Origin of the sequence: Gymnodinialimonas ulvae (assembly GCF_037543845.1) — a bacterium.
Classification (GTDB): domain Bacteria; phylum Pseudomonadota; class Alphaproteobacteria; order Rhodobacterales; family Rhodobacteraceae; genus Gymnodinialimonas; species Gymnodinialimonas ulvae.
In genome coordinates this window covers 1901993-1924356 of sequence record NZ_JBBIFX010000001.1, presented here as the reverse complement: position 1 = coordinate 1924356, position 22364 = coordinate 1901993, and the positions used below count along the sequence as shown (strand labels likewise).

The following is a 22364-nucleotide window of genomic DNA, read 5'->3' as shown; positions in this document are numbered from 1 at the left end:
TTGCAACTCGCCTCAATCACGTCTGCGCCCCCCGGCTCACCGCGCGCTCCCGGAACACGATGTAAAGCCCCGCCCCAATCGTCACCGCAATCCCCGCCGCGGCCAATCCGTTCGGCAAATCCCCAAACATCACCAACCCCACCAACGTCGCCATCGGGATCTCGAGGTACTGCATCGGCGCCAGCGTCGCCGACGGCGCGAACCGCAAGCTCCACGTCATCAACAAGTGCCCGATAGATCCGCAAATCCCCAGTGCCACAAACAACCAGATCTCTGCGCCATTCGGCGCTACCCACCCAACCAGCGGTGCGACCTCCGCCACCGGGAAAAAGATCAGCGGGGTCACAAACGGCAACGCCAACAACCCGGACGAGGCCTGCAACGCCAGCGGGTCAATCTCCTTCGCCATCGCTCGCGTCACCAGCATGAAGAAGGCAAACACCACCGCCACCCCCATCGGCAACAAGGCCGCCCACCCAACGGCGGCAAAGCTCGGCTGGACCACCATCAAGGTGCCGATGAACCCCACCGCGCAGGCGATCAACCGGCGCGGCCCGACTTCTTCATCGAGGAAAAAGCGCCCCAGCAGCAGCAGCAGAAACGGCATCACAAACGCAATCGCCACCGCATCGGCCAGTGGCAACAACCGCAGCGCCGAGAACATCATCAACAGCCCCGCGATCTGCAACGCCGCCCTGAGCGCGGTCAGCGCCACGACCCGCCGCGATGGAAACAAGGTCGCCCCCGCCATCATCGCCATCGGCGCGAACAACAGCGCCTGTGTGAAGAACCGCACGACGATCAGTTGGAACAGGGGAAAATCCTTCCCCAACAGCTTGGCCAAAGCGTCGGCAAAGGGGATCACCGCGCAAAAGCCGAACATCAACAAGATGCCCAGAAGCGGCCGGTCGGCTGAGGTGTCACGTGCCATGGCCTTGCATGCCACGCCCCGCGCGCCCCCACCAGAGCAGCCGGCTATTCCGCGTTCAGATAATCCCAGACCCGGCTGATCACGACGGAGCCTTCGCCCACCGCACTTGCCACGCGCTTGACGCTGCCCGCGCGCACGTCGCCCACCGCAAAGATGCCCGGGCAGCCGGTCGCATAGGCGCTCGATTGTCCCACATCCGCGCCGGTTTTCACAAATCCCTGCGCATTGAGATCGACCAGACCCGACAACCATTCGGTATTGGGTGCTGCGCCCACCATCACAAACACGGCGCGCGTATCGATCTGCCAATCCTGCCCATCGGCGGCAGAGTGCAGCGTGACCGCTTGCACTTCCGCATCGCCATGGCAGCCCGTCATCTGCGTGCGGTAATGGATTGTGATCCGCGGATGCGCCTCCAGCCGGTCGCTCAGGTAGCGCGACATCGACGCGGCCAGGCTTTCGCCACGCACCAGCAGATGCACATGCTTGGCCGTCCGGCTCAGGAACATCGCGGCCTGCCCGGCGGAGTTTCCGCCACCGATCACCACAACCTCCGTGTCGCGGCAGTAGCGCGCTTCGACGTCGGTGGCAGCATAGTAGATGCCAGCGCTTTCGAACTCTTCGAGTCGCGCGATGGGCAGCTTTCGATACTGCACGCCCGTCGCCACAACCAATGCGCGGGCGCAGGTTTCGCTGCCATCATCCAGCGTCACGTGGAACGTGCCGTCGTCCTTGCGGTGCAGGCCCGCCGCGCGGCGCGGCACGGCAAAGCGCGTGCCGAACTTCATCGCCTGAACCTCTCCGCGCCAACACAGATCCGCGCCCGAGATGCCAGTCGGAAAGCCCATGTAATTCTCGATCCGGCTGGAGGTTCCGGCTTGCCCGCCAATGGCCAGATCCTCCACCACCAGCGCTTTCAGCCCTTCCGATCCGGCATAAACCGCCGCCGCCACGCCCGCCGGGCCACCGCCGACGATCAACACGTCATGCAACTCGTCTTCGGCAAAGCTCAGGTCCAGCCCCAGCCGCGAGGCGATTTTTCCCGGCGTGGGATCGGGGATCGGCTCGCCCTTGCCGAAGATCACCGCCGGGGCATTGGGCGCAATCGCGCAGGCATGCGCCACCGCCTCGGCCTCTGCCTCATCCAAGGTCAGCATGCGCACTGGAATCCGGTTGCGCCCGGCAAAGGCCGCGATCTGCCGGATGTTGCGGTCCACCTCGGCGCCGATCAGCGTCAGGTTCGACGCCCCGCGCTCCAGCATGCCACGCCGGCGCGCCGCAAAGACGGTGATGATGATGTCCGACATCTCGGGAATGCGCGCCATCAGGTCCAGCATCGCAGGCCGCTCGACACACAAAAGGGTCGTGTCCTGCACCGCGCGCAGCGACATCGTGTACGCCCCGCCCGACAGGAAAGCGATATCGCCGGTGAATTGCGTGGGCCCCAAGCTTGCCCCATCGCCATAGCGCCCACCGGTTGCCGGATCGACGGCCTCCATCTCACCGTCCAGAAGGTAGGAAAACTCGGTGGTCGGGTCACCGGCCCGGTGCACGATCTCTCCCGCTTTCACGACACGCTCGGTCCCGATTTTCCGTATTTCGGTCACATGCGCATCTTCAAGGGGCGTGCGCACCATCGTCCTCAGATCAGCCGCCAGGGTTTCCATCTTCTATCCGTCCCGTCCGTTGAACAGCCCCGTCAGGGCGCGCCTTACCAACCCTGTGACGCTCGGCCTGTGGACTGCGCCGAACGGCAGGGGGCGACATACCTCCATCGCCGCAACTCCGACGCGCGCGGTCAATGCGCCGTTGACAAGCCCCTCACCGAACCGCCGCGACAGTTTCGACAACACGGACCCGCCGACCGCCGACCCCAAAAGGTCATCGCCGATGGCCACGGCCCCGGTCGCAACAAGGTGGGTCAGGACCGCGCGCGTCAGCCGCCACGCCCCAAGGGTCCCTGCGCGCCCACCGTAGATCTCCGCGATCTTGCGGATCATCCGCAGGTTGGAGGTCAGCGCCGCGATCACATCCGCCAGCGCCAGTGGTACAAGTGCGGTGACGGTGGCCACCTGCCGCGCTGCCGCTTCGACTTCGCGCTGCGCCATCGCGTCCAGCGGTGCCATCACCTGCGTCTCGGCCAGTGCGAAAAGGCTCGTGGGATCGAACATCTCATCACGTTGCCGGTCCAACTCCGCGCGCCCAAGCCGCAATTCGGCGCGCCCGGCATAAAGCGCCGAAATCTGTCGTACGACCCCACGCGCGGCGGTCACATCGCCCGACGCCAAAGCGACCTCGGCCGCGCGGTGCACCTTGTCGAGCCGCCCCAGGCGTGAGAACGCCGCCAGTTCGCGCAGGCAAATCAAAATCAGCGCCAAAAGCACCGCCCCGATCAATCCCGTCGCGACCCAGCCCAAGACGGGCCGCGTTTCCAACAAACCGGTCACGAATTCCCACGCCGCCAAGGACGCCACAAACCCGATCAATCCGACCAACGCGGACCAGAAGAACCGCGCGAGCCACGATGGTCGCCGCGCGCCCAGGGTCGCGACCACCTGCATCGCGCGCCCTTCGGCCGGCGGCGTGCCCGCATCCGGGATTGGCGCGACTGCTTCAGGCCCTGCTTCCGGGGCCTCGTCCAACTCGATCAAGACCGGCCCTTTACGCTCACTCATCGGTGGCTCCTGCTTTCATCTTGCTGGAAAAACCTCGGGGGTTTGGGGGCTGGCCCCCAAGTGGCCGGTGTTTTGGACCCCCGGCACGGTTCCAAAACAAACCAATCATCTCAGCTTGTCCCCAATCAAGAACTCCGCCGCACGGTCCAGCCGGATATGCGGCGGCCCCTCACCGCCTCGCAACGACAAGGGCGCAGGGGCGAATTTCATCACCCCGAATTCCCCGTCCAGCCAAGCCTTCGCCCCACTTTTCGCCGGCGCCAACAAAGCCTGCGGATCCGCCGGCAAATCGCCCGGATGCAACGCCGCCTGCCGCCCGTCGTTCAGGAGCGCGCCGCGCACAACGCCCAGGTCCGTCCCGTCGACCCGCCGGACCTCTTCCACCGTCGCACGCAATGCCGCAATCGCCATCGCGCCGGTGTCCGCGCCCGAGAAATCCGCCCGCCGCCGGGCATCTGCGACCAAGGCTTCCATGATCGCCTGCAATTTCGGGTGCTGATCGTGGTGCAAATGATCTGCTTTCGTGGCGGCAAACAGGATGCGATCAACCCGCTTGCCGAGGATCTGGGTCAAGAACGTGTTCCGTCCGGGCCGGAAACTGCTCAGAATACCACTTAGTGCCTGCCGCAGGTCCTCCACTGCGCGCGGCCCGTTGTGAATGGCTCCAAGGGCATCCACCAAAACAACCTGCCGGTCGATCCGTGCGAAATGCGCACGAAAGAAGGGCTTCACGACTTGGGATTTGTAGGCCTCGAACCGGCGCTCGAATTCGCGCGCCAGCGATCCGCGCGGGGATGGGCCATCGGGCAATGGCGCAAAGGTCAAAGCGGGTGAGCCCTCAAGATCGCCGGGCAAAAGAAAACGACCCGGCGTGCAATCGGAATATCCCCCTGCGCGTGCGGCCCCAAGATATGCGGCCCACCCCTCGGCCAGCGCCTTCGCCCCGACCTCGTCCAGTTTCGCGCCCGCGTCCACCGCGCCGAGTTGCGTCAGAAACGCCGCGGCCTCTTCGCGCGTACGGGCCTTGGACAACGCGCCCTCAGACCATTGCGCGAATGACATCTCCAACAGGGCCAGATCCAACAACCACTCACCCGGATAGTCGACGATATCGAGATGCACCGTGCGCGGCCCCGAGAGCGCCGACAGCAAACCGTTGGGCCGCACCCGCAGCGACAGGCGCAATTCGCTGACCGAGCGTGTCGAGTCGGGCCAATAGGGCTCGTGTCCCGTCATCGCCGCCAGATGGCTCTCGAATTCGAAGCGTGGCACGGTATCGTCGGGTTGCGGTTGCAGGAAGGCCGCCTCGATCCGGCCCCCGGCGGCGGCCTCAAGCCCGGCCATTCGGCCCCGATCCATCAGGTTGGCGACCAGGGAGGTGATGAAGACGGTCTTGCCCGACCGCGCCAACCCCGTGACGCCCAACCGGATCACCGGCTCGAACAGCATCTCCGAGACGCCGTCTGACACGGTTTCGATCCCCCGGCCCAGGGTGTCTGCAAGCGCGCCAATCACCAACGGGGGCATCCTCTCTGCATCGTGATGGGCCAAGACATAGCCATTCGCCGCAAAGGTTTCGAGGGGCGATGGACGGGGAACGTTTCATGGAGTAGCCCCCTGCCATGCCGTGCTACGCCTTCCGCATAGAATATGATGGCCGCCCCTTCGCGGGTTGGCAGCGTCAGGCCAATGTGCCCTCGGTTCAGCAAACGCTGGAAGAAGCCCTGGCCAAACTCCAGAAAACCGAACCGCGCGTTACCACCGCCGGGCGCACTGACGCGGGCGTGCATGCCACGGGGCAAGTGGCCAGCGTCGATCTGGAGCAGAGCTGGGACCCGTTCCGCCTGGCGGAGGCGCTGAACTGGCATTTGCGGCCCAACCCTGTCGCGATCACCGCCTGTGCCAATGTTCCAGATGAGTTCAGCGCCCGTTTTTCGGCGCTTTCACGCAGTTATTCGTACCGGCTGATCTGCCGCCGTGCGCCTGTGGTCCATGATGCCGGCTTTGTCTGGCAGGTGCGTGGCAAACTGGATGTGGCCGCCATGGCCGCAGGCGCACGCCACTTGATTGGAAAGCATGATTTCACCACCTTCCGTGCCGTCCATTGTCAGGCCCAATCCCCGGTCAAGACGCTCGATGTGATCGAGGTTAAAGACGTGCCCTTCCATGCGGGCCGCGAAGTCCGCTTTCACCTGCAAGCGCGTTCTTTCCTGCATAATCAGGTCCGGTCCATCGTCGGCTCGCTGGAACGGGTCGGAGCGGGCTCCTGGGCACCGGAGGATGTGAAAACCGCGCTCGCCGCCGCCGATCGCGCCGCCTGCGGGCCCGTCGCGCCCCCCGACGGGCTGTGCATGACCGGCGTGGGCTATGCCGAAGATCCGTTCCGCAATGGCTGGGTCGAGGCAAGCCCATCACAAGCCATGCCCTCGCCCGCGTAATCTCAACACACGAAAAGGACGCTCACCCGTGCAGCCGACCGTACCCATTGTGAAGGATCTCGTTTTCGTTGGCGGCGGCCACACCCATGCGCTGGTGCTGCGCAAATGGGCGATGGCTTCGGTGCCCGGGGTGCGGGTCACCTGCATCAACCCCGGTGCAACGGCGCCGTATTCGGGGATGCTGCCCGGCCATATCGCGGGTCATTACACCCGCGAGGAGCTGGATATTGACCTTGTGCGCCTTGCCCGCGTTGCGGGTGCGCGGCTGATCGTGGACCGCGCCGTGGCGCTTGACCCCAAGGCGAAGCAGATCCGCCTCGGAACCGGGCGCGTGATCCGATATGATATCGCCTCGCTCGACATCGGCATCACGGCGGAGATGCCGGCGTTGCCCGGATTTGCCGAGCATGCCATCCCTGCCAAACCCCTTGGCCGCTTTGCCGATATCTGGGCGCGCGCCTGCGAGGGGGAGGGGCCGATCCGTATCGCCATTCTGGGCGGCGGGGTCGCAGGCTGCGAGGTTGCGATGGCCGCCGTTCACCGCATGACCGGCCTCAACCGTGAGGTGACGGTCACCATCATCGACCGGGGCCGCGTGCTGTCGAGCGTCGCGCCTGCCGCCCGCACCCGGCTGATGGGCGCGCTGATCGAGCATGGTGTTGACGTGATCGAAAACGCGCAGCCCGCCGCAATCGAAGCGGAGGCCGTGATGTTGGAGGATGGCCGCCGCATCGCCTCCGACCTGACGATCGGCACCGCCGGGGCCACGCCGCAGCCTTGGGTTGCCGACATCGGTCTGCCATGTCGCGACGGGTTTATTGAGGTTGATCAATATCTGCGCTCGGTCGCGGATCCCAACGTCTATGCCGCAGGCGATTGTGCCCATATCGTGCATGATCCGCGTCCCAAGGCGGGCGTTTATGCCGTGCGCGCGGCGCCGATCCTGACCCACAACATCCGAGCCGATCTGCTGGGGCAACAGCGCAAGGCGTTCAACCCACAGAAGGATTTCCTCAAGCTCATCTCGATGGGCGGCCAGGTTGCGGTGGCCGAAAAGGCGGGCATTGCGCGCGCCGGTCGCCCGCTCTGGCGCTGGAAGAACCGGATTGATCAGACCTTTATGGACAAGTTCCGCCACCTGCCGCAGATGTCCGCGCCCGCCCTGCCGAAGAATTGCGCCAAAGGCGTCGCGGCGGAGCTGTCAGGGCCTGCGCCCTGCGGTGGATGCGGCGCGAAGCTGGGGGCGCGGGCGCTCGACGGGGTGCTTGGTGGCGTGCCCGGCGACGATGCGGCGGTCCTGACGATGGGCAACACGCGACAGGTCCTCAGCCACGATCACCTGCGTGCCTTTGCCCTTGATCCGGTGTTGGTCGCGCAGGTTGCAGCGATCCATGCGCTTGGCGACATCTGGGCGATGGGCGCGACCCCGCAGGCCGCGCTTGCGCAAGTGATCCTGCCCCGCGCCGCCGCCCGCTTGCAGGGGGCCGCGCTCAACGAGGTCATGGAAGCCGCGCGCGCCGTTTTTGCCGACGCCGGGGCCGAGATCGTTGGGGGGCATTCCACCGAAGGCCCGGAGTTGACCGTCGGGTTCACGGTCACGGGCCTGCTCGACCGCGCGCCCATCACGCTGGCTGGTGCGCGCCCGGGTGACGCGCTTCTCCTGACCAAACCGCTGGGGACCGGCGTGATCCTTGCCGCCGAGATGCAGGCCAAAGCGCGGGGCGGCGATGTTCTGGCGTGCTGGCAGTCGATGCTACAAACCTCGGCGCAAGCCGCCGAAACCCTCGCCCCTCATGCCCACGCGATGACCGATGTAACGGGCTTTGGCCTGGCAGGACACCTGCACAACATCTGCAATGCCTCCGGTGTCGGTGCCGAGATCGACCTGAACGCGGTGCCGCTCCTTGCGGGCGCAGAGGCGCTTAGCGCCAGCGGCATCCATTCCTCGCTTTTCTCGCAGAACCGGGCTGCGGCCCCCGTTGCAGGCGCGCAAGGTCCGCGCGCCGACCTTCTCCATGACCCTCAAACCGCGGGCGGCCTGCTTGCGGCGGTCCCCGCTTCCATCGCTCCCGATCTCCCGGGTGTCCGCATCGGGACAATCACCGGGACACCGGGTCTTGCAACCATCTGACACTGCAACTGGACACCGCCTGAAACCGGCTTAGTGTCCGCCCCAGATAGCTCAAATCGAAAGGCGCGCGAGATGTCGAAATTCGGCTCCAGCCAACCCGTCACCCGGATCGAAGATCAACGCTTTCTGACCGGCGCTGGCCGCTACACTGACGATATAGCCCCCACGAACGCCTTGCGCGCCTTCGTCCTGCGCTCTCCCGTGGCCCATGCCACCTTCACCATCGACCCGGCGGAGGCGAAAACGGCCCCCGGTGTCCATCTTGTCCTGACCGCCGCCGATCTGGCCGAGGCCGGGCTGGCCAACAAACTGCGCGCACATGTTCTCAAGAACCGCGACGGTGAACGCGGCGATGCGTCCCCGCGCACGATCCTCGCCGAAGGGCGCGTGCGGTTCGTGGGCGACCCGATCGCCTTCATCGTGGCCGACACGATGGCGCAGGCCAAAGACGCCGCCGAAATGATCGAACTGGATTTCGACGACCTGCCGGTGAAGCTCGACCTCGCCCCCGGCGGGCCGACGATCCACGACACCAGCCCCGACAACATCGCTTATGATTTCCACCTTGGGGATGAGGCCGCCACCGATGCGGCCCTCGCCGCCGCCGCGCGTCAGGTCACGCTTTCGACCCACGACAACCGTATCATCGTCAATTCGATGGAACCGCGCGGCTGTTTTGCCGAGGTCGATGGCGACAAACTGCACGTCGCCGTCACGGGGCAGGGTGTCTGGGGCACCAAGCGCGACCTGATCAAATGGCTGAGCCTGCCCGAGGAATCTGTCCGCGTCACCAACCCAGATATCGGCGGTGGCTTTGGCATGAAGGCGATGGGCTATCCCGAATACGGCCTCTGCGCGCTTGCTGCGCGCAAAACCGGTCGCCCGGTGCGCTGGATCGGGGAGCGGACGGAATCCATGCTGTCCGACAATGCCGGTCGCGACCTTGACGTGACCTGCACTCTTGGCTTCGACGCCGACAACAAGATCGTGGCCTACAAGGTCGACAGCCTGTCAAACATGGGCGCCTACAATTCCGAGTTTGGCCAGGGGATCCAGTCCGACCTCTTCGCTCGCGTGTTGTGCGGCCCCTACGATATCCAGACGATGCATTTCCGCAATCGCGGGGTCTTCACCAACACTACACAAGTCGATGCCTATCGCGGGGCCGGACGGCCCGAGGCGATCTATGCGCTTGAGCGCGTGATGGATTTCGCCGCACGCGAGTTGGGCGTTGACCCGCTCGAGCTACGACGTGCCAATTTCATCTCCGATGCGGCGTTTCCCTACACCTCCGCCACGAACGAGATTTACGATGTCGGTGAGTTCAACCGCGTTCTGACCCGCGCCGCGTCCGAAGCCGACGTTGCAGGCTTTGCCGCGCGCCGCGCGCAGTCCGAGGCGGCCGGCAAATACCGCGGCCTTGGCGTTGCCTATTATATCGAGTCGATCCTCGGCGATCCGTCCGAGACCGCCAAGATCGAACTGCATTCCGGCGGGGCGCGCCTTTACGTCGGCACCCAATCAAACGGGCAGGGCCACGAGACCGTCTATCGCCAGATCCTGCACGATCAGACCGGGCTGCCTTTTGACCAAATCGAAATCATTCAAGGCGATAGTGACCTGATCGCCAATGGCGGCGGGACCGGCGGATCACGCTCGGTCACAACGCAAGGAGTGGCGATGCGCAAGACGGCGGATGTGCTAATCTCTAATCTGACGGAATTCTTGGACAAGAACATGGACGCCGACGAAATGACATTCGATGCAGAGGAGGGCGTGTTCCGCGCCCCCGGCTCGAATGTGGTCGTCACCCTGCTGGAAGCCGCGGAAAAGGCCATCACGGCGGGCGAGGGGCAGCTTGCCACATCCGAGGAAACCACCAAGCTGCCGGGCCGCTCTTTCCCCAACGGCTGCCACATCGCGGAGGTCGAGATTGACGCCGACACCGGCGAAACCCGTGTGGACCGCTACACCGTGGTCGACGATTTCGGCGTCCTGATGAACCCGCTCCTGGCCGAGGGGCAAGTCCACGGTGGCGTAGCTCAAGGGCTGGGGCAGGCGATCATGGAACGCGTCGTCTACGATGCCGACGGGCAGCTTTTGACCGCCACCTTCATGGATTATGGCATGCCACGCGCCGATGATGTGCCCTTCGTGGCCTTCTACACCGAAGAAATCCCCTCCACCGCCAACCCCCTCGGCATGAAGGGTTGTGGCGAGGCCGGAACGGTCGGCGCACTCGGCGCGGTGGCCAACGCGGTGCAGGATGCACTTTGGCCGCTCGGGTTGCGGCAGGTGGATATGCCGTTCACGCCCTCGCGCGTCTGGCACATGTTGCAGGAGGCGAAAGGCCAAGTTGCGGCTGAGTGAACGCATATCCGGCTGGCTGCGTGGACTGCGCAGCGCCGCGCCTGCCGCGCCCGACGACGCACCGCGCAATTGCACCCATGTGATCCTGCTCGACGGCACGATGTCGTCGATGGCCCCGGGCGAAGAGACCAACATCGGCCTCACCTATCGCCTGTTGCAGGACCTGCCGCCCGATAACAGCGTGCGCCTATACTACGAGCCGGGCATTCAATGGCGGGGTTTGCACCGCGCCCATGAGGTGATGGCAGGTATCGGCATCAATCGGCAGATCCGCCGCGCCTACACCTGGCTCGCCGAGGGCTACAAACCCGGCGATCGGGTGATCTTGATGGGCTTCTCGCGCGGGGCCTACGCGGTCCGCTCGCTGGTCGGGCTGATCAATACCATGGGCCTTGTGCGGCGCGACATTGTCGCCCCGGAGCTGGTCGAGGAGATCTACACCCTCTATCGACAGGCCCCCGGAAGCGCCGCCGCCCGCGCGCTCAGCGGCCGCGACTGCATCCCCGACATCCCGATCCGCTTTCTGGGCGCCTACGACACCGTGCGCGCGCTCGGTATCCGATATCCCGTGGTCTGGCGGCTTCTGCCCCTGCCACACCCCTATCACAACCATTCGCTCGGCCCGAATGTGGAGGTCGCCCGCCAAGCGCTCGCGCTTGATGAAACCCGGGTGGCCTACGCGCCGATCCTGTGGAACATGACGGCGCCGGACCGGGCAAATCGCGACGTTCGCCAGGTCTGGTTCAAAGGCAGCCATGGCGATATCGGCGGCCAGTTGAGCGGCATGGCCAGCGCCCGACCGCGTTCCAATGTCTCGCTGGTCTGGATGCTGGAAGAAGCCGCCGCGGCGGGCCTGCCTTTGCCCGAGGGATGGCGCGCGCGCTTCCCCACCGACCCCGACGCCCCCTCGGTCGGCAGCTTCCGGGGCTTCGGCAAACTCTTCTGGGCGCGCCGCAGGCGGGTTGTCGGGCGTGATCCGTCCGAGGCCCTGCACGAAACCGCAAAAGGCCGGCCCGGCGTCGAAGATCTCACGCCGCCCGATCCCGCACCTGCGCCCGTGACCAGCTAAGCCAACGGCATCTGCTGGGTCCGTCAGCGCCCGCCTTTTCGCGGCTTTGCCCTTACCGTCGGATCAGCGTCGCGCGGGTCCTCCGGCCATGGATGCTTGGGATAAGCCGCCCGCATCTCCTTGCGGACATCGGCATAGGAGCCGTCCCAAAACCCCGGCAAATCCGTTGTCACCTGAACCGGCCTCTGCGCCGGGCTTAGCAGCACCATCTTCAGCGGAAGGTTCCCGGGCCCCACACGCGGATGCTCCCGCGTCCCGAACACCTCCTGCAGGCGCAAGGACACCTCCGGTACGTCGCCGCTGTAATCAATCGCCACCCCGCGCCCCAGCGGCGAGGTCCAGCGCTCCGGGGCGAGCCGTGCCACCTCCTGCATCCGCTCCCATCCCAGCCATGCCTCCAGCGCGGGCGCCGGATCGAACCGCCCCAGATCCGCCGCCGTCCGCACGCCATCCATGAATGGCAGCGCCCAGTCCTCCAACCGCTCCATCAACGCCGCATCCGACATCTCCGCCACGCCCGAAAACGCAACCCTGGCCCGCAAGAGCTTCGCCCGCTTCGACCATCCCAACGCGCCAAGCCCAAGATCGCGTATGCCGTCCAGGACCGCCTCCGCCATCGCCTCGGGCGCCGCGTCCTGCCACACCCGATCGTCCAGGATCAGCGCGCCGAAGCGCTCCTGCCGCCGCGCCTCGACCCGCCGCGCCCGCTTCGACCAGGCGCAGACATCCACCCACGCGATCCGTGCCCCGTAAAGCGCGCGGACCTCCGCCTCGCTCACCTCAAGCGCCGCACGGATGCGCGCCTCCCTCGGGTTACCATCGAGGTCCGTGGCCACGATCAACCGCGCGCCCGCCAGCCCATCGCCCTCCGGCAGCGCCGCGCCCTTGCCGCCGGACAACACATACCGCGGCTGCACACCCTCGCGGCGCAGCCCGATCCGATCCGGATAGGCCAGCGCCGCCTGCGCGCCAGGGCTGCGCGCGGGTCCGCCCTCGAACCGGCGCAGACGTTTGGCCTCTTGCCGGATCCGGGCCATCTCGCCGGGATCCGCGCGGATCTCCTTGGGCGCATCCAGAGCCCGCAACCGCCGTTTCATATCCGCCCCTTGCCCGCGCAACGGGTCGCGCTCTGCCAGAAGCGCCGCCAGGCGCGCCGCGCCCGCCCCGCCCCGCGCCAGCATCTGCCCGAGGCGCGGATGGACAGGCATGCCCGCCAGCGCCTTGCCATGGTCCGTGATGGCCCCGTCCGCATCCAGCGCGCCCAGATCGCGCAGCAATGTCTGCGCCTCTGCCATCGCGCCTTCAGGCGGTGGCGTCAAAAAAGCCAACCCATCGGACCCGCCCCACAGTGCCAATTCCAACGCCAACCCGGTCAAATCCGCCGCCTCGATCTCGGCGGGCGGATAGGCGGGCAGGGCCCCTTCGGCCCCCTTCGTCCACATCCGGTAGCAGATCCCCGGTGCCACGCGCCCCGCACGCCCGCACCGCTGATCGGCCTCCGCCCGGCTCACTGGTTCCGTCACCAGCCGTGCCATGCCAGAGCTTGGGTCGAACCGCGCACGCCGCGACCGTCCCCCGTCCACGACGATCCGCACGTCCTCGATCGTCAGCGAGGTCTCGGCAATCGACGTGGCCAGAACCAGTTTGCGCCCTTCGGTTTCCGGCCGCACCGCCGCGCGTTGCTCGGACAGTTTCATCGCCCCGAAAAGCGGCCGGACCACCACGTCGCACGGCACACGTCCCTCCAGGGCTGCGGCCACGCGCCGGATCTCGCCCTCGCCGGGCAGGAACACCAAAGCGCCGCCCTCGGCCTCGGACAAGGCCTGCATCACAAGGTCGGCCACCGCCGCCTCGAACCGCATCTCTTTGCGCGTGGGCTTGTCGAGCCAACGGGTTTCCACCGCGAAGGCGCGCCCCTCGGACGAGATCATCGGCGCATCCGCCAGCATTGCCGCGACCGGCCCCGCATCAAGCGTTGCGGACATCACCACCAGCCACAGGTCGTCGCGCAATGCGCCCCGCACCTCCCACGTCAACGCGAGCCCAAGATCCGCGTTTAGGGACCGTTCGTGGAATTCGTCGAAGATGACCGCGCCCACGCCGGGCAGGTCGGGTTTGTCTTGCAGCATGCGGGTCAGGATGCCCTCGGTCACCACCTCGATCCGTGTCGCGCCGCTCACCGCGCTGTCGCCGCGCACGCGGTAGCCCACCGTTTGCCCGACCTCTTCGCCCAGTGTCTGCGCCATGCGCTCCGCCGCTGCACGCGCGGCCAACCGGCGCGGCTCCAGCATCAGGATACGGCCTGAGACCTCGGGCAGAAGCGCAAGCGGTACCCGCGTGGTCTTGCCCGCGCCCGGCGGCGCCTGCAAAACCGCGCGCCCCTCTGCGTGCAAGGCGGTGACAAGATCAGGCAGAATGGCATCAATGGGCAGGTCCATGACCTCTGGCCTAGGCGGGTCGGTGAGAGGCGTCAACGGCTGGACTTGGCCCGCCGGAATGCGTCATGTGGCGCAAGAACGGAGGCAATGCGCATGGACGAACTGGCGGAAAAGGTTGCAGCGGGCAACAGGCGCGCCCTGGCGCGTGCCGTCACATTGGTCGAAAGCACCCGCCCCGATCACCAGGCGCAGGCGCTTGGCTTGCTTGATCAGCTCCGCGCGCTCGACCGGCAGGCACTCCGCATCGGCCTTTCCGGCACGCCGGGTGTGGGCAAATCCACCTTCATCGAGGCCTTCGGCATGCGCCTGGTCGAGGCGGGTTTGCGTGTTGCCGTGCTGGCGGTTGACCCAAGCTCGGCCCGCTCCGGCGGCTCGATCCTCGGCGACAAGACCCGGATGGATCGCCTCAGCCGCGAAAAGGGCGCGTTCATCCGTCCTTCACCCTCCTCGGCGGCCTTGGGCGGCGTCGCGCGGCGCACGCGGGAGGCCATCAGCCTGTGTGAGGCGGCTGGCTTCGACGTCGTCCTGATCGAAACGGTTGGCGTCGGCCAATCGGAGACCATGGTGGCACAGATGTGCGATCTTTTTGTCCTGCTGCTGGCCCCGGCGGGCGGGGACGAATTGCAGGGCGTCAAGCGCGGCATAATGGAAATGGCGGATATCATCCTCGTCAACAAGGCCGACGGCGATCTGAAGGCCACCGCGACCCGAACCGTTGCGGATTACGCCGGGGCGTTGCGGCTCCTGCGCAAGCGTCCCTACGACCCGGAGGATTTTCCCAAGGCGCTCGCCGTCTCGGCGGTCGAAGGGGATGGGCTCGGGCAAGCCTGGGCCGAGATGCAGGCGCTGGCGGAATGGCGCAAGGCCCACAGCCATTGGGACCGCACCCGCGCTGCACAGGCCGCCCATTGGTTCGAACAGGAGGTGCGTGAAGGCCTTCTGGCGCGTTTGACCCGCGACGCCGACGTCAAGGCGCTGATGCGCGAACAGGCAGAGGCCGTTGCGCGCGGGCAAGCCACGGCGACCGCGGCCGCGCGCGATGTCCTGGACCGGTTGCGTTAGGCGTCGTCACTGCGCGTCATCGTCCCCTGATAGCGGATGATCAAACCCAGCGCCCGGACCCGCGCATGCACATCGAACGTGACCGCGCCATCATCGCGGACCCGTTCCATGCCCTCGCAACTGACCACCAGGCCCTGCGGCACCGGCAGGCCGAAACCGCGGACCCCCGTGATCGGAATAAACAAGCCCTCGTCGCGGACCTCCGGCGCCATCAGAAAGACGCTGCTGCCGACCCTCTCGGCGACGATGCCGGGCGCGTGGAGCCATTGCGTCGAGCGCGTGATGTGACCGCCAAAATCGCGCTCCCAAACCTCTGCGTCTTTCGTGTGGGTCAGACGAAAGGAAAACGGCATCTCGCCTGCAGTTCCGGGCATGCCGCCCGCGCGCGCGATGGTCCGGGCGAGGCCATTGCCATGGGACACGCGCACCCGGCCCGTGTAGCGCCCTTCAACCGTATGGAACCGTTGCAAGGCGTCGGGTAGGCCGCCGAACGCGGCGCCCATGGCTGTGGGATAGAGTGTCACGGAGCACCTTCTTTGCGGTCAATGAACCGGGCGCTGAGGCTTGGATCGGGCATCATGCAGGTGTCGTACCGGCCGAAGATTGCATAGCGGTTCCGCGCGATCCGCATGTAGAGAAAGGATTTCAGCGGGCGGGGCAGGAAACGGATTGCGCCGAGCGCGCGCCAGGGCCAGCCGACGGCGCGCATGGCGGCGGCGAAACTGTCGAGATGGGTGTGAATCCGGCCATCGACGAGGATCAGGTTGGTCTCGAAATCATCGCTCGAAAGGCCGAGCGCGGTATAGAGCGCGTGACCGAAGTCCGATTGTGCGTGGGCGAAGCAAAAGCGTTCGGCCCGGTCGACCTTGGTGATGAACCGGAAAAAGCCGGAGCACAGCACGCATTCGCCGTCAAACACGATCAGGTCGCGGCCCGCGAGCCGGTCTTGCAGCGCGTGCGGCAGGGCGTCGATGCGGGCGCTCAGCGGAAGATCGCCTCGCCCTGTTCGTCGATCAGGCGCTTGGCTTTGTGGGTGGAGGTGGCGAGCGCTTCGTCGCGTGAGGCGCACATATCGGCGCGGATCATGGTGTGGGTCTTGGTCTCGCCGTCGATCTCTTTCTCGATCACGGCGCAGATCCGGTGCCCGCCCGCGTCGGCCTGCGGCTGCGCGGTGATGCGGAAGCCCTCATAGTCCTCGGCCGGAGTGCTGGCCGCCTTACTGCTGCCGCCGCCGCCGAAGAGTTTGGAGAGGAAGGACATGGGCTGTGTCTCCGGGTGGTTTCATGGGTCGGAACAGATGGTAGCGCGATGGGGTGAGGAGGGGAAGGTAACGGTGGGTTGCAAGGTTGCAACCATAGGTTAAGTATCTGATTTTAAAATATAAAGCTATTTTCGTTAACCTATGGTTAAGCATGATTTGAACGCGGTTTCGGGGGTCCGCCGCCCTATGGGCCCATGTGGTCGAGGTAGTAGTTCACGCAATCCTGCACCCGGCGGAAACGGTCGCCGCCCAGATGGGTGCCGCCGAACCAGCGGGTGACGATGATGACGTGGTTTTGGAGGTCTGCCCGTTCGAGCATGCGGACGATCACCATGCCCGCGCCAGATTCCCCGTCGTCGTTCTTGATGGGGCCGCCGGGGGTCAGCAGCGCCCATGTGTTGTGGGTGGCACGCGCGAATTTCTTGTTCCGTTTGAGGGCTTTGACAGCGGCGAGGGCGTCGGCCTTGGACGCGGCGGGCGCACCCGAGACGGCGTATTTGGAGCCGCGGTCGGTGAGGACGGCGTCGAAGGTGGTCAGCATTCCGCGCGCAGCCAATCTGCGAAATCCGCCTCTAGGATGATCGACGCGGCAAGGTCTTCCATCATGCGCACACCTTTGGACGGGTCCGGTCGCAGGATGTGCCCGCCATTCAGACGCAAAAAGGTGGCGCAGGCGACAAAGGCCGTGCGTTTGTTGCCGTCGATGAACGCGTGGGCCTTCGCAATCCCGAACGCGTAGGAGGCCGCGAGGGCGTGGACATCCGGGTCGCCATAGGCCGCGAGGTTGATGGGACGGGCGCAGGCGGCCTGCAACAAGGCGGAGTCGCGGAGCCCCGCTGCGCCGCCGTGGCGGGCGATCTGGCGGTCATGAACGATGTAGAGCGCTTGGATCGGAACCCAGACCCAACTCACGCGAGACCTTGGAGAAGGTCGCGGTTGTCATCCATCACGTCCTCGGCGGCGGCCAGCGCGGCTTGCAGTTCCGGGTTGTGGGCGGTGAGCTTGAGCGAGCCGTCGTCGGCGCGCGTCACGAACAGCGCGTCGCCGGGCTTGGCGTCGAGCACGGCAAGCATGTCAGCCGAGAGGGTGACAACGGCGGAGTTGCCGACTTTGCGGATTTTGGTTTCAATCATGGATATACAATAGTGTATACGGCGATCAAGACAAGCGCGCGTCCGACACTCCAATCAACTTGCTACGGGTGGCGCGTATTTGAGCACCTCGAAATCCGCTTCATAGAGGCGACGGATTAGTTTGACAGTATCGGGTACGAGAAATTGCTGCTTTTGGTTTGCCGCGTTCGTTTGGTGCGAGGTTTCGTTACTGATGCCGTTGTAAGAGCCAAAGACACGCTTACAGATTTCCTCGAGATCGGATTGAAGAGTTTCGACCCGCCCAACGTAGTCCATCCCGCCGGTCCCGCCGGGAATGATGGATGTCTGCGGTAAAAAATGAGCATTGCGCTTGAAGTCCATTGCCTCCAATTCCTGCAGAAATTCCATGAACCCGACGTAGGGAAGTCTACCTTCGCCGTCTTCTCCTTTATTGGGTGCGATCTTGTCCAGGTACCCCGAGATGATCCGCGTGGTTGGATCACGTACTATTGTAAATCTAAAAGCATTGTTGAACTGCCGGACGGTTGGGAAGCTATTGAGGCGCTTCTTCAACCCATTGGCATTTATTGTGCCGTCGTCCTTAACGCCCAGATGTGTGCCGAGCGTCGCCATAACCGTCGAATTCGCACATTTGGGAACACGCGCGTAGAAAAAATTGGCTGGCTTGCTGTAAACGAAACGCATCAAGACGGCGTTGTGATACTGCCGTGGAATGCTGGAAAGCAGTGGGTAACGCGCTGGACTTCCATACCGCAAAGTCAGCAGGACGTCGCGCTTGTGGCTATGCTTCAGAATCGGCACCAGTTAAAGCCCCTGGCCCCTCACTGATCCAGGAAACTCCGCAGCTTCCGTGACCGGCTCGGATGCTTCAGCTTCCGCAGCGCCTTCGCTTCGATCTGGCGGATCCGTTCGCGGGTGACGGAGAACTGCTGGCCCACTTCCTCAAGCGTGTGGTCGGTGTTCATCCCGATGCCGAAGCGCATCCGCAGAACCCGCTCCTCGCGCGGCGTCAGGGAGGCCAGAACCCGCGTCGTCGTCTCTTTCAGGTTCTCCTGAATGGCGCTGTCCAACGGTAGGACGGCGTTCTTGTCCTCGATGAAATCGCCAAGCTGGCTGTCTTCCTCGTCACCGATCGGTGTCTCCAGCGAAATCGGCTCCTTGGCGATTTTCATCACCTTGCGGACTTTTTCGAGCGGCATTTGCAGCTTTTCGGCGAGCTCTTCCGGCGTCGGCTCCCGGCCGATTTCGTGGAGCATCTGGCGACCGGTGCGGACCAGCTTGTTGATCGTCTCGATCATATGCACGGGGATACGGATCGTGCGCGCCTGGTCGGCGATGGAGCGGGTGATCGCCTGCCGGATCCACCACGTCGCGTAGGTGGAGAATTTGTAGCCACGGCGATATTCGAATTTGTCGACGGCCTTCATCAGGCCGATGTTGCCTTCCTGGATCAGGTCGAGGAATTGCAGGCCGCGGTTGGTGTATTTCTTGGCGATGGAAATCACGAGGCGCAGGTTGGCTTCGACCATTTCCTTCTTGGCCTGACGGGCTTCTTTTTCGCCCTTCTGCACCTGGTTCACGATGCGGCGGAATTCGGGGATGTCGAGGCCGACATATTGGCCGACCTGGGCCATGTCGCCGCGCAATTCGTCGATCTTGCCGGTGGAGCGTTCAAACAGTGCCTGCCAACCGCGCCCGGACTTGCCCTGCATGCGTTCCATCCAGGTCGGGTCGAGTTCCTGCCCGCGATATTCCTCGATGAATTCGCGGCGGTTGATGCGGGCCTGATCGGCGAGTTTCACCATGGCGCTGTCGATGGACATGATGCGGCGGTTGATGCCGTAAAGCTGATCGACGAGGGCTTCGATACGGTTGTTGTGAAGGTGCAATTCGTTGACAAGCAGGACGATCTCGGCGCGCAGTTTCTGGTAGTCGGTCTCCTGCTTGGCGGAGAAGCTGCCGTCTTCGTTCAGGGTCGCGGAGATGCGGCTGTCCTGCATTTCGGAGAGCTGCATGTAGTCGCCGGCGATGCGGTCGAGCGTGGCGAGGACCTGCGGTTTGAGGGTGGCCTCCATCGCGGCGAGCGACATGTTGGCCTGATCGTCTTCGTCCTCGTCCTCGTCCTTCTGGATTGGGTTGCCGTCCGCGTCGAGCTCGGGCTCAGGCTCGGGTTTCGGCTTCGGGGCCTCCGTGCCGGGCGGGGTCGATCCGGTGGCGGTCGGCGCCACGACCGGGGTGTCGTCCTCGTCGCCCATCTGTGTGCCGAAGGTGGCATCAAGGTCGATCACGTCGCGCAGAAGGATGTCTTCCTGCAGAAGTTCGTCGCGCCAGATGGTGATGGCCTGGAACGTCAGCGGGCTTTCGCACAGGCCCGCGATCATGGTGTTGCGCCCGGCCTCGATGCGCTTGGCGATGGCGATCTCGCCTTCGCGTGACAGCAATTCGACGCTGCCCATCTCCCGCAGGTACATGCGCACGGGGTCGTCGGTGCGGTCGAGCTTCTCGGTCTCGGATGCGGAAACGGCCACTTCGCGGGAACCGGAGGTTTCCACGACGTCGGTCGAACCCTCCTGCTTGTCGTCGCCCTCTTCGGTCTCTTCGTCTTCGATGATGTTGATGCCCATCTCCGAGAGCATCGACATCACATCCTCGATCTGTTCGGAGGACACCTGTTCGGGCGGCAGCACGGTGTTGAGCTGATCGTAAGTGATGTAGCCCTTCGTCCGCGCGTCGGCGATCATCTTCTTGACGGCGGTTTGGCTCATATCGAGGCCAAGTTCCTGATCTTCGCCGTCCTGCTTACGATCGTCGGTGTCTTTGGCCATGCGTGTCTACCCCTTGGGCTAAGGTCGATTCGGACCCTTGCTAGTGAAATCAAATCTAACGCGAATCAGTGATTCGGAAAGCCCTAATTCCTTGTTTTCTTGCCTTGTCCCGCGGTCGAGAGCAACCTGTGGAACTCTGCCCGCGCCTCGGAGGTTTCGCCGAATTGCTCGGCGTCGTCCTCACCTTTCGGCGAGAGGGCGGCGTGTTTGCCGCGCACCGCTTCGTTCAGGCGATACGCAAGGGTCGCGTCCTGTGTCTCGGTGATCTCGCCCAGGTCCTGTGTGGCCTCGGCCATTTCGTCCTCGATCGCGCGGGCGGCGGATTGTTTGGCGAACTCTTCGGCCAGGCATTCGGCCGCACGGGTTTGGTCGCCGTCGCCGATCAGGAACGGAGTGATAGCCAAATGGGAAAGCGACAACAGGCTTTCAAGAGCCCCGGCGAGCGGCGATGCATTTATCTCGTCCAAAAGCGTCGCGGGGTCGCGGGTTGTCGTACCGAGAAGCAAGGTTGCAAGGGCGGCGTGGTCGGCATCGCGCGGGTTGAGGCGGTCGAGTTGATCCTCGAAATCGTCGATCAGATCGGGAAACCGGATGCAACTGGCCACGATCAAGCCGGTGCGCAGGGTCTCGCCGTTGAGCGCGGTGGCTTTCACGCGGGTGGTCGCCAGCGGGGCCTGTGCCTCGGCAAAACCGCGGCCTTTCCATGGCCCCCGGCCCGCGCCCGGCCCCCGGCCCGCGCCCCGTGGCGTCCAGGCGGGCCGGAAAAGCGCGCGGCGCAGCTCGGCAATCGCATCGCCATAATGGCGGCGCAGCCCCGGATCCCCGATCCGCTTGAGCGCCTCGCGCAACCGCAAATCCAATGCCGAACGCCGCTCGGGACTATCGAAAACATGCCCCTCGGTCTCGCGCCGCCAGAGCAATTTGACCATCGGCTCGGCCCGGTCGAGCAGCGCCTGCATCGCGCCGGCACCCTGCGCTTTGATCAGATCGTCGGGATCCATCCCCTCGGGCATCACCACAAACCGCAGGCCCTTGCCGCCCTCCAACATCGGAAGCGCCAGGTCGATCAGGCGCATCGCGGCACGTTGACCGGCCTTGTCGCCATCCAGCGTGATGATCGGCTCGTCGGTGATACGCCACATCAGGCGCAGCTGATCTTCCGTGATCGCGGTCCCAAGTGGGGCCACGGCGGCGCCAAACCCGGCCTTCACCAGTGCGATGACATCCATGTACCCCTCGGCCACGATAAGCGGCTGCCCCTTGCCCGCCGCCTCGCGCGCAGGGCCGTGGTGATAGAGGCTCCGACCCTTGTCGAAAAGCGCGGTTTCCGGCGAATTCAGGTACTTGGCATTGTCATTGGGATCCATCGCGCGCCCGCCAAAGCCGACGCAACGCCCGCGCGGATCGCGGATCGGAAAGATGATGCGCCCGCGAAACGTGTCATAGGGCTTGCCGCCCTTCTGACTGGGCTTGGCGAGACCGGTTTCCAGCAATTGCGCATCGCTGAACCCCTTGCCCTTGAGCGCGTCCCACAGGCCCTGCCAACTGTCGGGCGCAAAGCCGATCTCGAACCGGTCGAGCGTGGCCGCGTCCATGCCGCGTCGTTCGAGATAGGCGCGGGCATCCGCCGCCGCCCCGGTCTTGAGTTGCAGGCGGAACCAAGACACCGCCGCCTCCGTCGCCTTGGCCAGTTCTGTGTTGTGATCGGCCTTTTCCTGCGCCTTGGGATCGCGCGCGGGCATGGTCATTCCGGCTTCGCGGGCGAGCAATTCGACGGCCTCCATGAAGCCAATGTTCTCGGTCTCCTGGACGAATTTGAACATGTCACCCTTGGCGTGACAGCCGAAGCAATAGTAGAATCCCTTGCGGTCTTCGACGTGGAACGAGGCGGTCTTTTCCTGATGGAACGGGCAGGGCGCCCACATGTCGCCCTTGGCCTGATTGGATTTTCTGTTGTCCCATATGACCTTGCGGCCCACCACCTGCGCGATGGAGGTTCGGTTGCGAAGCTCATCAAGGAATCCGGGTGGAAGGGACATGGTCGGAGTA

Annotated in this window: 19 protein-coding genes; 5 read left to right on the top strand and 14 right to left on the bottom strand. The window is 64.9% G+C overall.

Going from position 1 to position 22364, the window contains the following annotated elements:
- Nucleotides 1-16: 16 nt before the first annotated feature.
- From V8J83_RS09330 to V8J83_RS09315, 4 genes are all read right to left on the bottom strand, one after another.
- On the bottom strand, nucleotides 17-931 hold the full coding sequence (locus tag V8J83_RS09330) for a DMT family transporter (protein ID WP_339985721.1): 915 nt from the start codon (nucleotides 929-931) through the stop codon (nucleotides 17-19).
- Between the two features lie 44 nt (nucleotides 932-975).
- Nucleotides 976-2598 (bottom strand): FAD-dependent oxidoreductase, encoded by a 1623-nt coding sequence (locus tag V8J83_RS09325; protein ID WP_339985719.1) that lies wholly within the window; start codon nucleotides 2596-2598, stop codon nucleotides 976-978.
- Nucleotides 2599-2601: 3 nt separating this feature from the next.
- Nucleotides 2602-3606, bottom strand: a complete 1005-nt coding sequence (locus V8J83_RS09320; protein ID WP_339985717.1) for a YcjF family protein — start codon at nucleotides 3604-3606, stop codon at nucleotides 2602-2604.
- Between the two features lie 105 nt (nucleotides 3607-3711).
- Nucleotides 3712-5124 (bottom strand): YcjX family GTP-binding protein, encoded by a 1413-nt coding sequence (locus tag V8J83_RS09315; RefSeq protein ID WP_339986060.1) that lies wholly within the window; start codon nucleotides 5122-5124, stop codon nucleotides 3712-3714.
- A 104-nt stretch (nucleotides 5125-5228) separates the two neighbouring features.
- Here V8J83_RS09315 and truA point away from each other — a divergent pair, with 104 nt between their 5' ends.
- The 4 genes from truA to V8J83_RS09295 all read left to right on the top strand — a co-directional run bounded on the left by truA (nucleotide 5229) and on the right by V8J83_RS09295 (nucleotide 11614).
- Nucleotides 5229-6044: a tRNA pseudouridine(38-40) synthase TruA gene (gene truA, locus V8J83_RS09310; RefSeq protein WP_339985716.1), complete on the top strand. Its 816-nt coding sequence runs from the start codon at nucleotides 5229-5231 to the stop codon at nucleotides 6042-6044.
- Nucleotides 6045-6072: 28 nt separating this feature from the next.
- Entirely contained in the window at nucleotides 6073-8175 is a 2103-nt protein-coding gene (gene selD, locus V8J83_RS09305) for a selenide, water dikinase SelD (RefSeq protein WP_339985715.1), read from the top strand.
- A 72-nt stretch (nucleotides 8176-8247) separates the two neighbouring features.
- A complete protein-coding gene (locus V8J83_RS09300) occupies nucleotides 8248-10545 on the top strand; it encodes a xanthine dehydrogenase family protein molybdopterin-binding subunit (RefSeq protein ID WP_339985713.1) in 2298 nt (765 codons plus the stop codon).
- Nucleotides 10532-11614: a T6SS phospholipase effector Tle1-like catalytic domain-containing protein gene (locus V8J83_RS09295; RefSeq protein ID WP_339985711.1), complete on the top strand. Its 1083-nt coding sequence runs from the start codon at nucleotides 10532-10534 to the stop codon at nucleotides 11612-11614. Before V8J83_RS09300 ends, V8J83_RS09295 begins: the two co-directional genes overlap by 14 nt.
- Nucleotides 11615-11637: 23 nt before the next feature.
- Here the strand turns inward: V8J83_RS09295 and hrpB are convergent, their stop codons facing one another.
- Nucleotides 11638-14052, bottom strand: a complete 2415-nt coding sequence (gene hrpB / locus V8J83_RS09290) for an ATP-dependent helicase HrpB (RefSeq protein WP_339985709.1) — start codon at nucleotides 14050-14052, stop codon at nucleotides 11638-11640.
- A gap of 87 nt (nucleotides 14053-14139) precedes the next feature.
- Here hrpB and meaB point away from each other — a divergent pair, with 87 nt between their 5' ends.
- The gene (meaB, locus tag V8J83_RS09285) at nucleotides 14140-15114 is read left to right on the top strand and encodes a methylmalonyl Co-A mutase-associated GTPase MeaB (protein WP_339985707.1); all 975 of its coding nucleotides are present in this window, start codon (nucleotides 14140-14142) and stop codon (nucleotides 15112-15114) included.
- Here meaB and V8J83_RS09280 read toward each other — a convergent pair.
- From V8J83_RS09280 to dnaG, 9 genes are all read right to left on the bottom strand, one after another.
- Nucleotides 15111-15638, bottom strand: coding sequence for a DUF4166 domain-containing protein (locus V8J83_RS09280; protein ID WP_339985705.1), 528 nt, complete (start codon nucleotides 15636-15638; stop codon nucleotides 15111-15113). The two genes, meaB and V8J83_RS09280, sit on opposite strands and share 4 nt — an antisense overlap.
- Nucleotides 15635-16033: a thiol-disulfide oxidoreductase DCC family protein gene (locus V8J83_RS09275; RefSeq protein WP_339985703.1), complete on the bottom strand. Its 399-nt coding sequence runs from the start codon at nucleotides 16031-16033 to the stop codon at nucleotides 15635-15637. The genes V8J83_RS09280 and V8J83_RS09275 overlap by 4 nt, the downstream gene beginning before the upstream one ends.
- A gap of 62 nt (nucleotides 16034-16095) precedes the next feature.
- Nucleotides 16096-16374 carry an HlyU family transcriptional regulator gene (locus tag V8J83_RS09270; protein WP_339985701.1) on the bottom strand — a complete coding sequence of 93 codons (279 nt, stop codon included), beginning with the start codon at nucleotides 16372-16374 and terminating at the stop codon, nucleotides 16096-16098.
- A gap of 185 nt (nucleotides 16375-16559) precedes the next feature.
- Nucleotides 16560-16916 carry a YigZ family protein gene (locus tag V8J83_RS09265; RefSeq protein WP_339986058.1) on the bottom strand — a complete coding sequence of 119 codons (357 nt, stop codon included), beginning with the start codon at nucleotides 16914-16916 and terminating at the stop codon, nucleotides 16560-16562.
- Nucleotides 16910-17287 carry a type II toxin-antitoxin system death-on-curing family toxin gene (locus tag V8J83_RS09260; protein ID WP_339985699.1) on the bottom strand — a complete coding sequence of 126 codons (378 nt, stop codon included), beginning with the start codon at nucleotides 17285-17287 and terminating at the stop codon, nucleotides 16910-16912. The genes V8J83_RS09265 and V8J83_RS09260 overlap by 7 nt, the downstream gene beginning before the upstream one ends.
- On the bottom strand, nucleotides 17284-17508 hold the full coding sequence (locus tag V8J83_RS09255; protein ID WP_339985696.1) for an AbrB/MazE/SpoVT family DNA-binding domain-containing protein: 225 nt from the start codon (nucleotides 17506-17508) through the stop codon (nucleotides 17284-17286). The genes V8J83_RS09260 and V8J83_RS09255 overlap by 4 nt, the downstream gene beginning before the upstream one ends.
- A 54-nt stretch (nucleotides 17509-17562) precedes the next feature.
- Entirely contained in the window at nucleotides 17563-18291 is a 729-nt protein-coding gene (locus V8J83_RS09250; RefSeq protein ID WP_339985694.1) for a sulfotransferase family protein, read from the bottom strand.
- 20 nt (nucleotides 18292-18311) lie between these two features.
- Nucleotides 18312-20315 carry an RNA polymerase sigma factor RpoD gene (rpoD, locus tag V8J83_RS09245; RefSeq protein WP_339985692.1) on the bottom strand — a complete coding sequence of 668 codons (2004 nt, stop codon included), beginning with the start codon at nucleotides 20313-20315 and terminating at the stop codon, nucleotides 18312-18314.
- An 83-nt stretch (nucleotides 20316-20398) separates the two neighbouring features.
- The gene (dnaG, locus tag V8J83_RS09240; RefSeq protein ID WP_339985690.1) at nucleotides 20399-22354 is read right to left on the bottom strand and encodes a DNA primase; all 1956 of its coding nucleotides are present in this window, start codon (nucleotides 22352-22354) and stop codon (nucleotides 20399-20401) included.
- Nucleotides 22355-22364 lie beyond the last annotated feature (10 nt).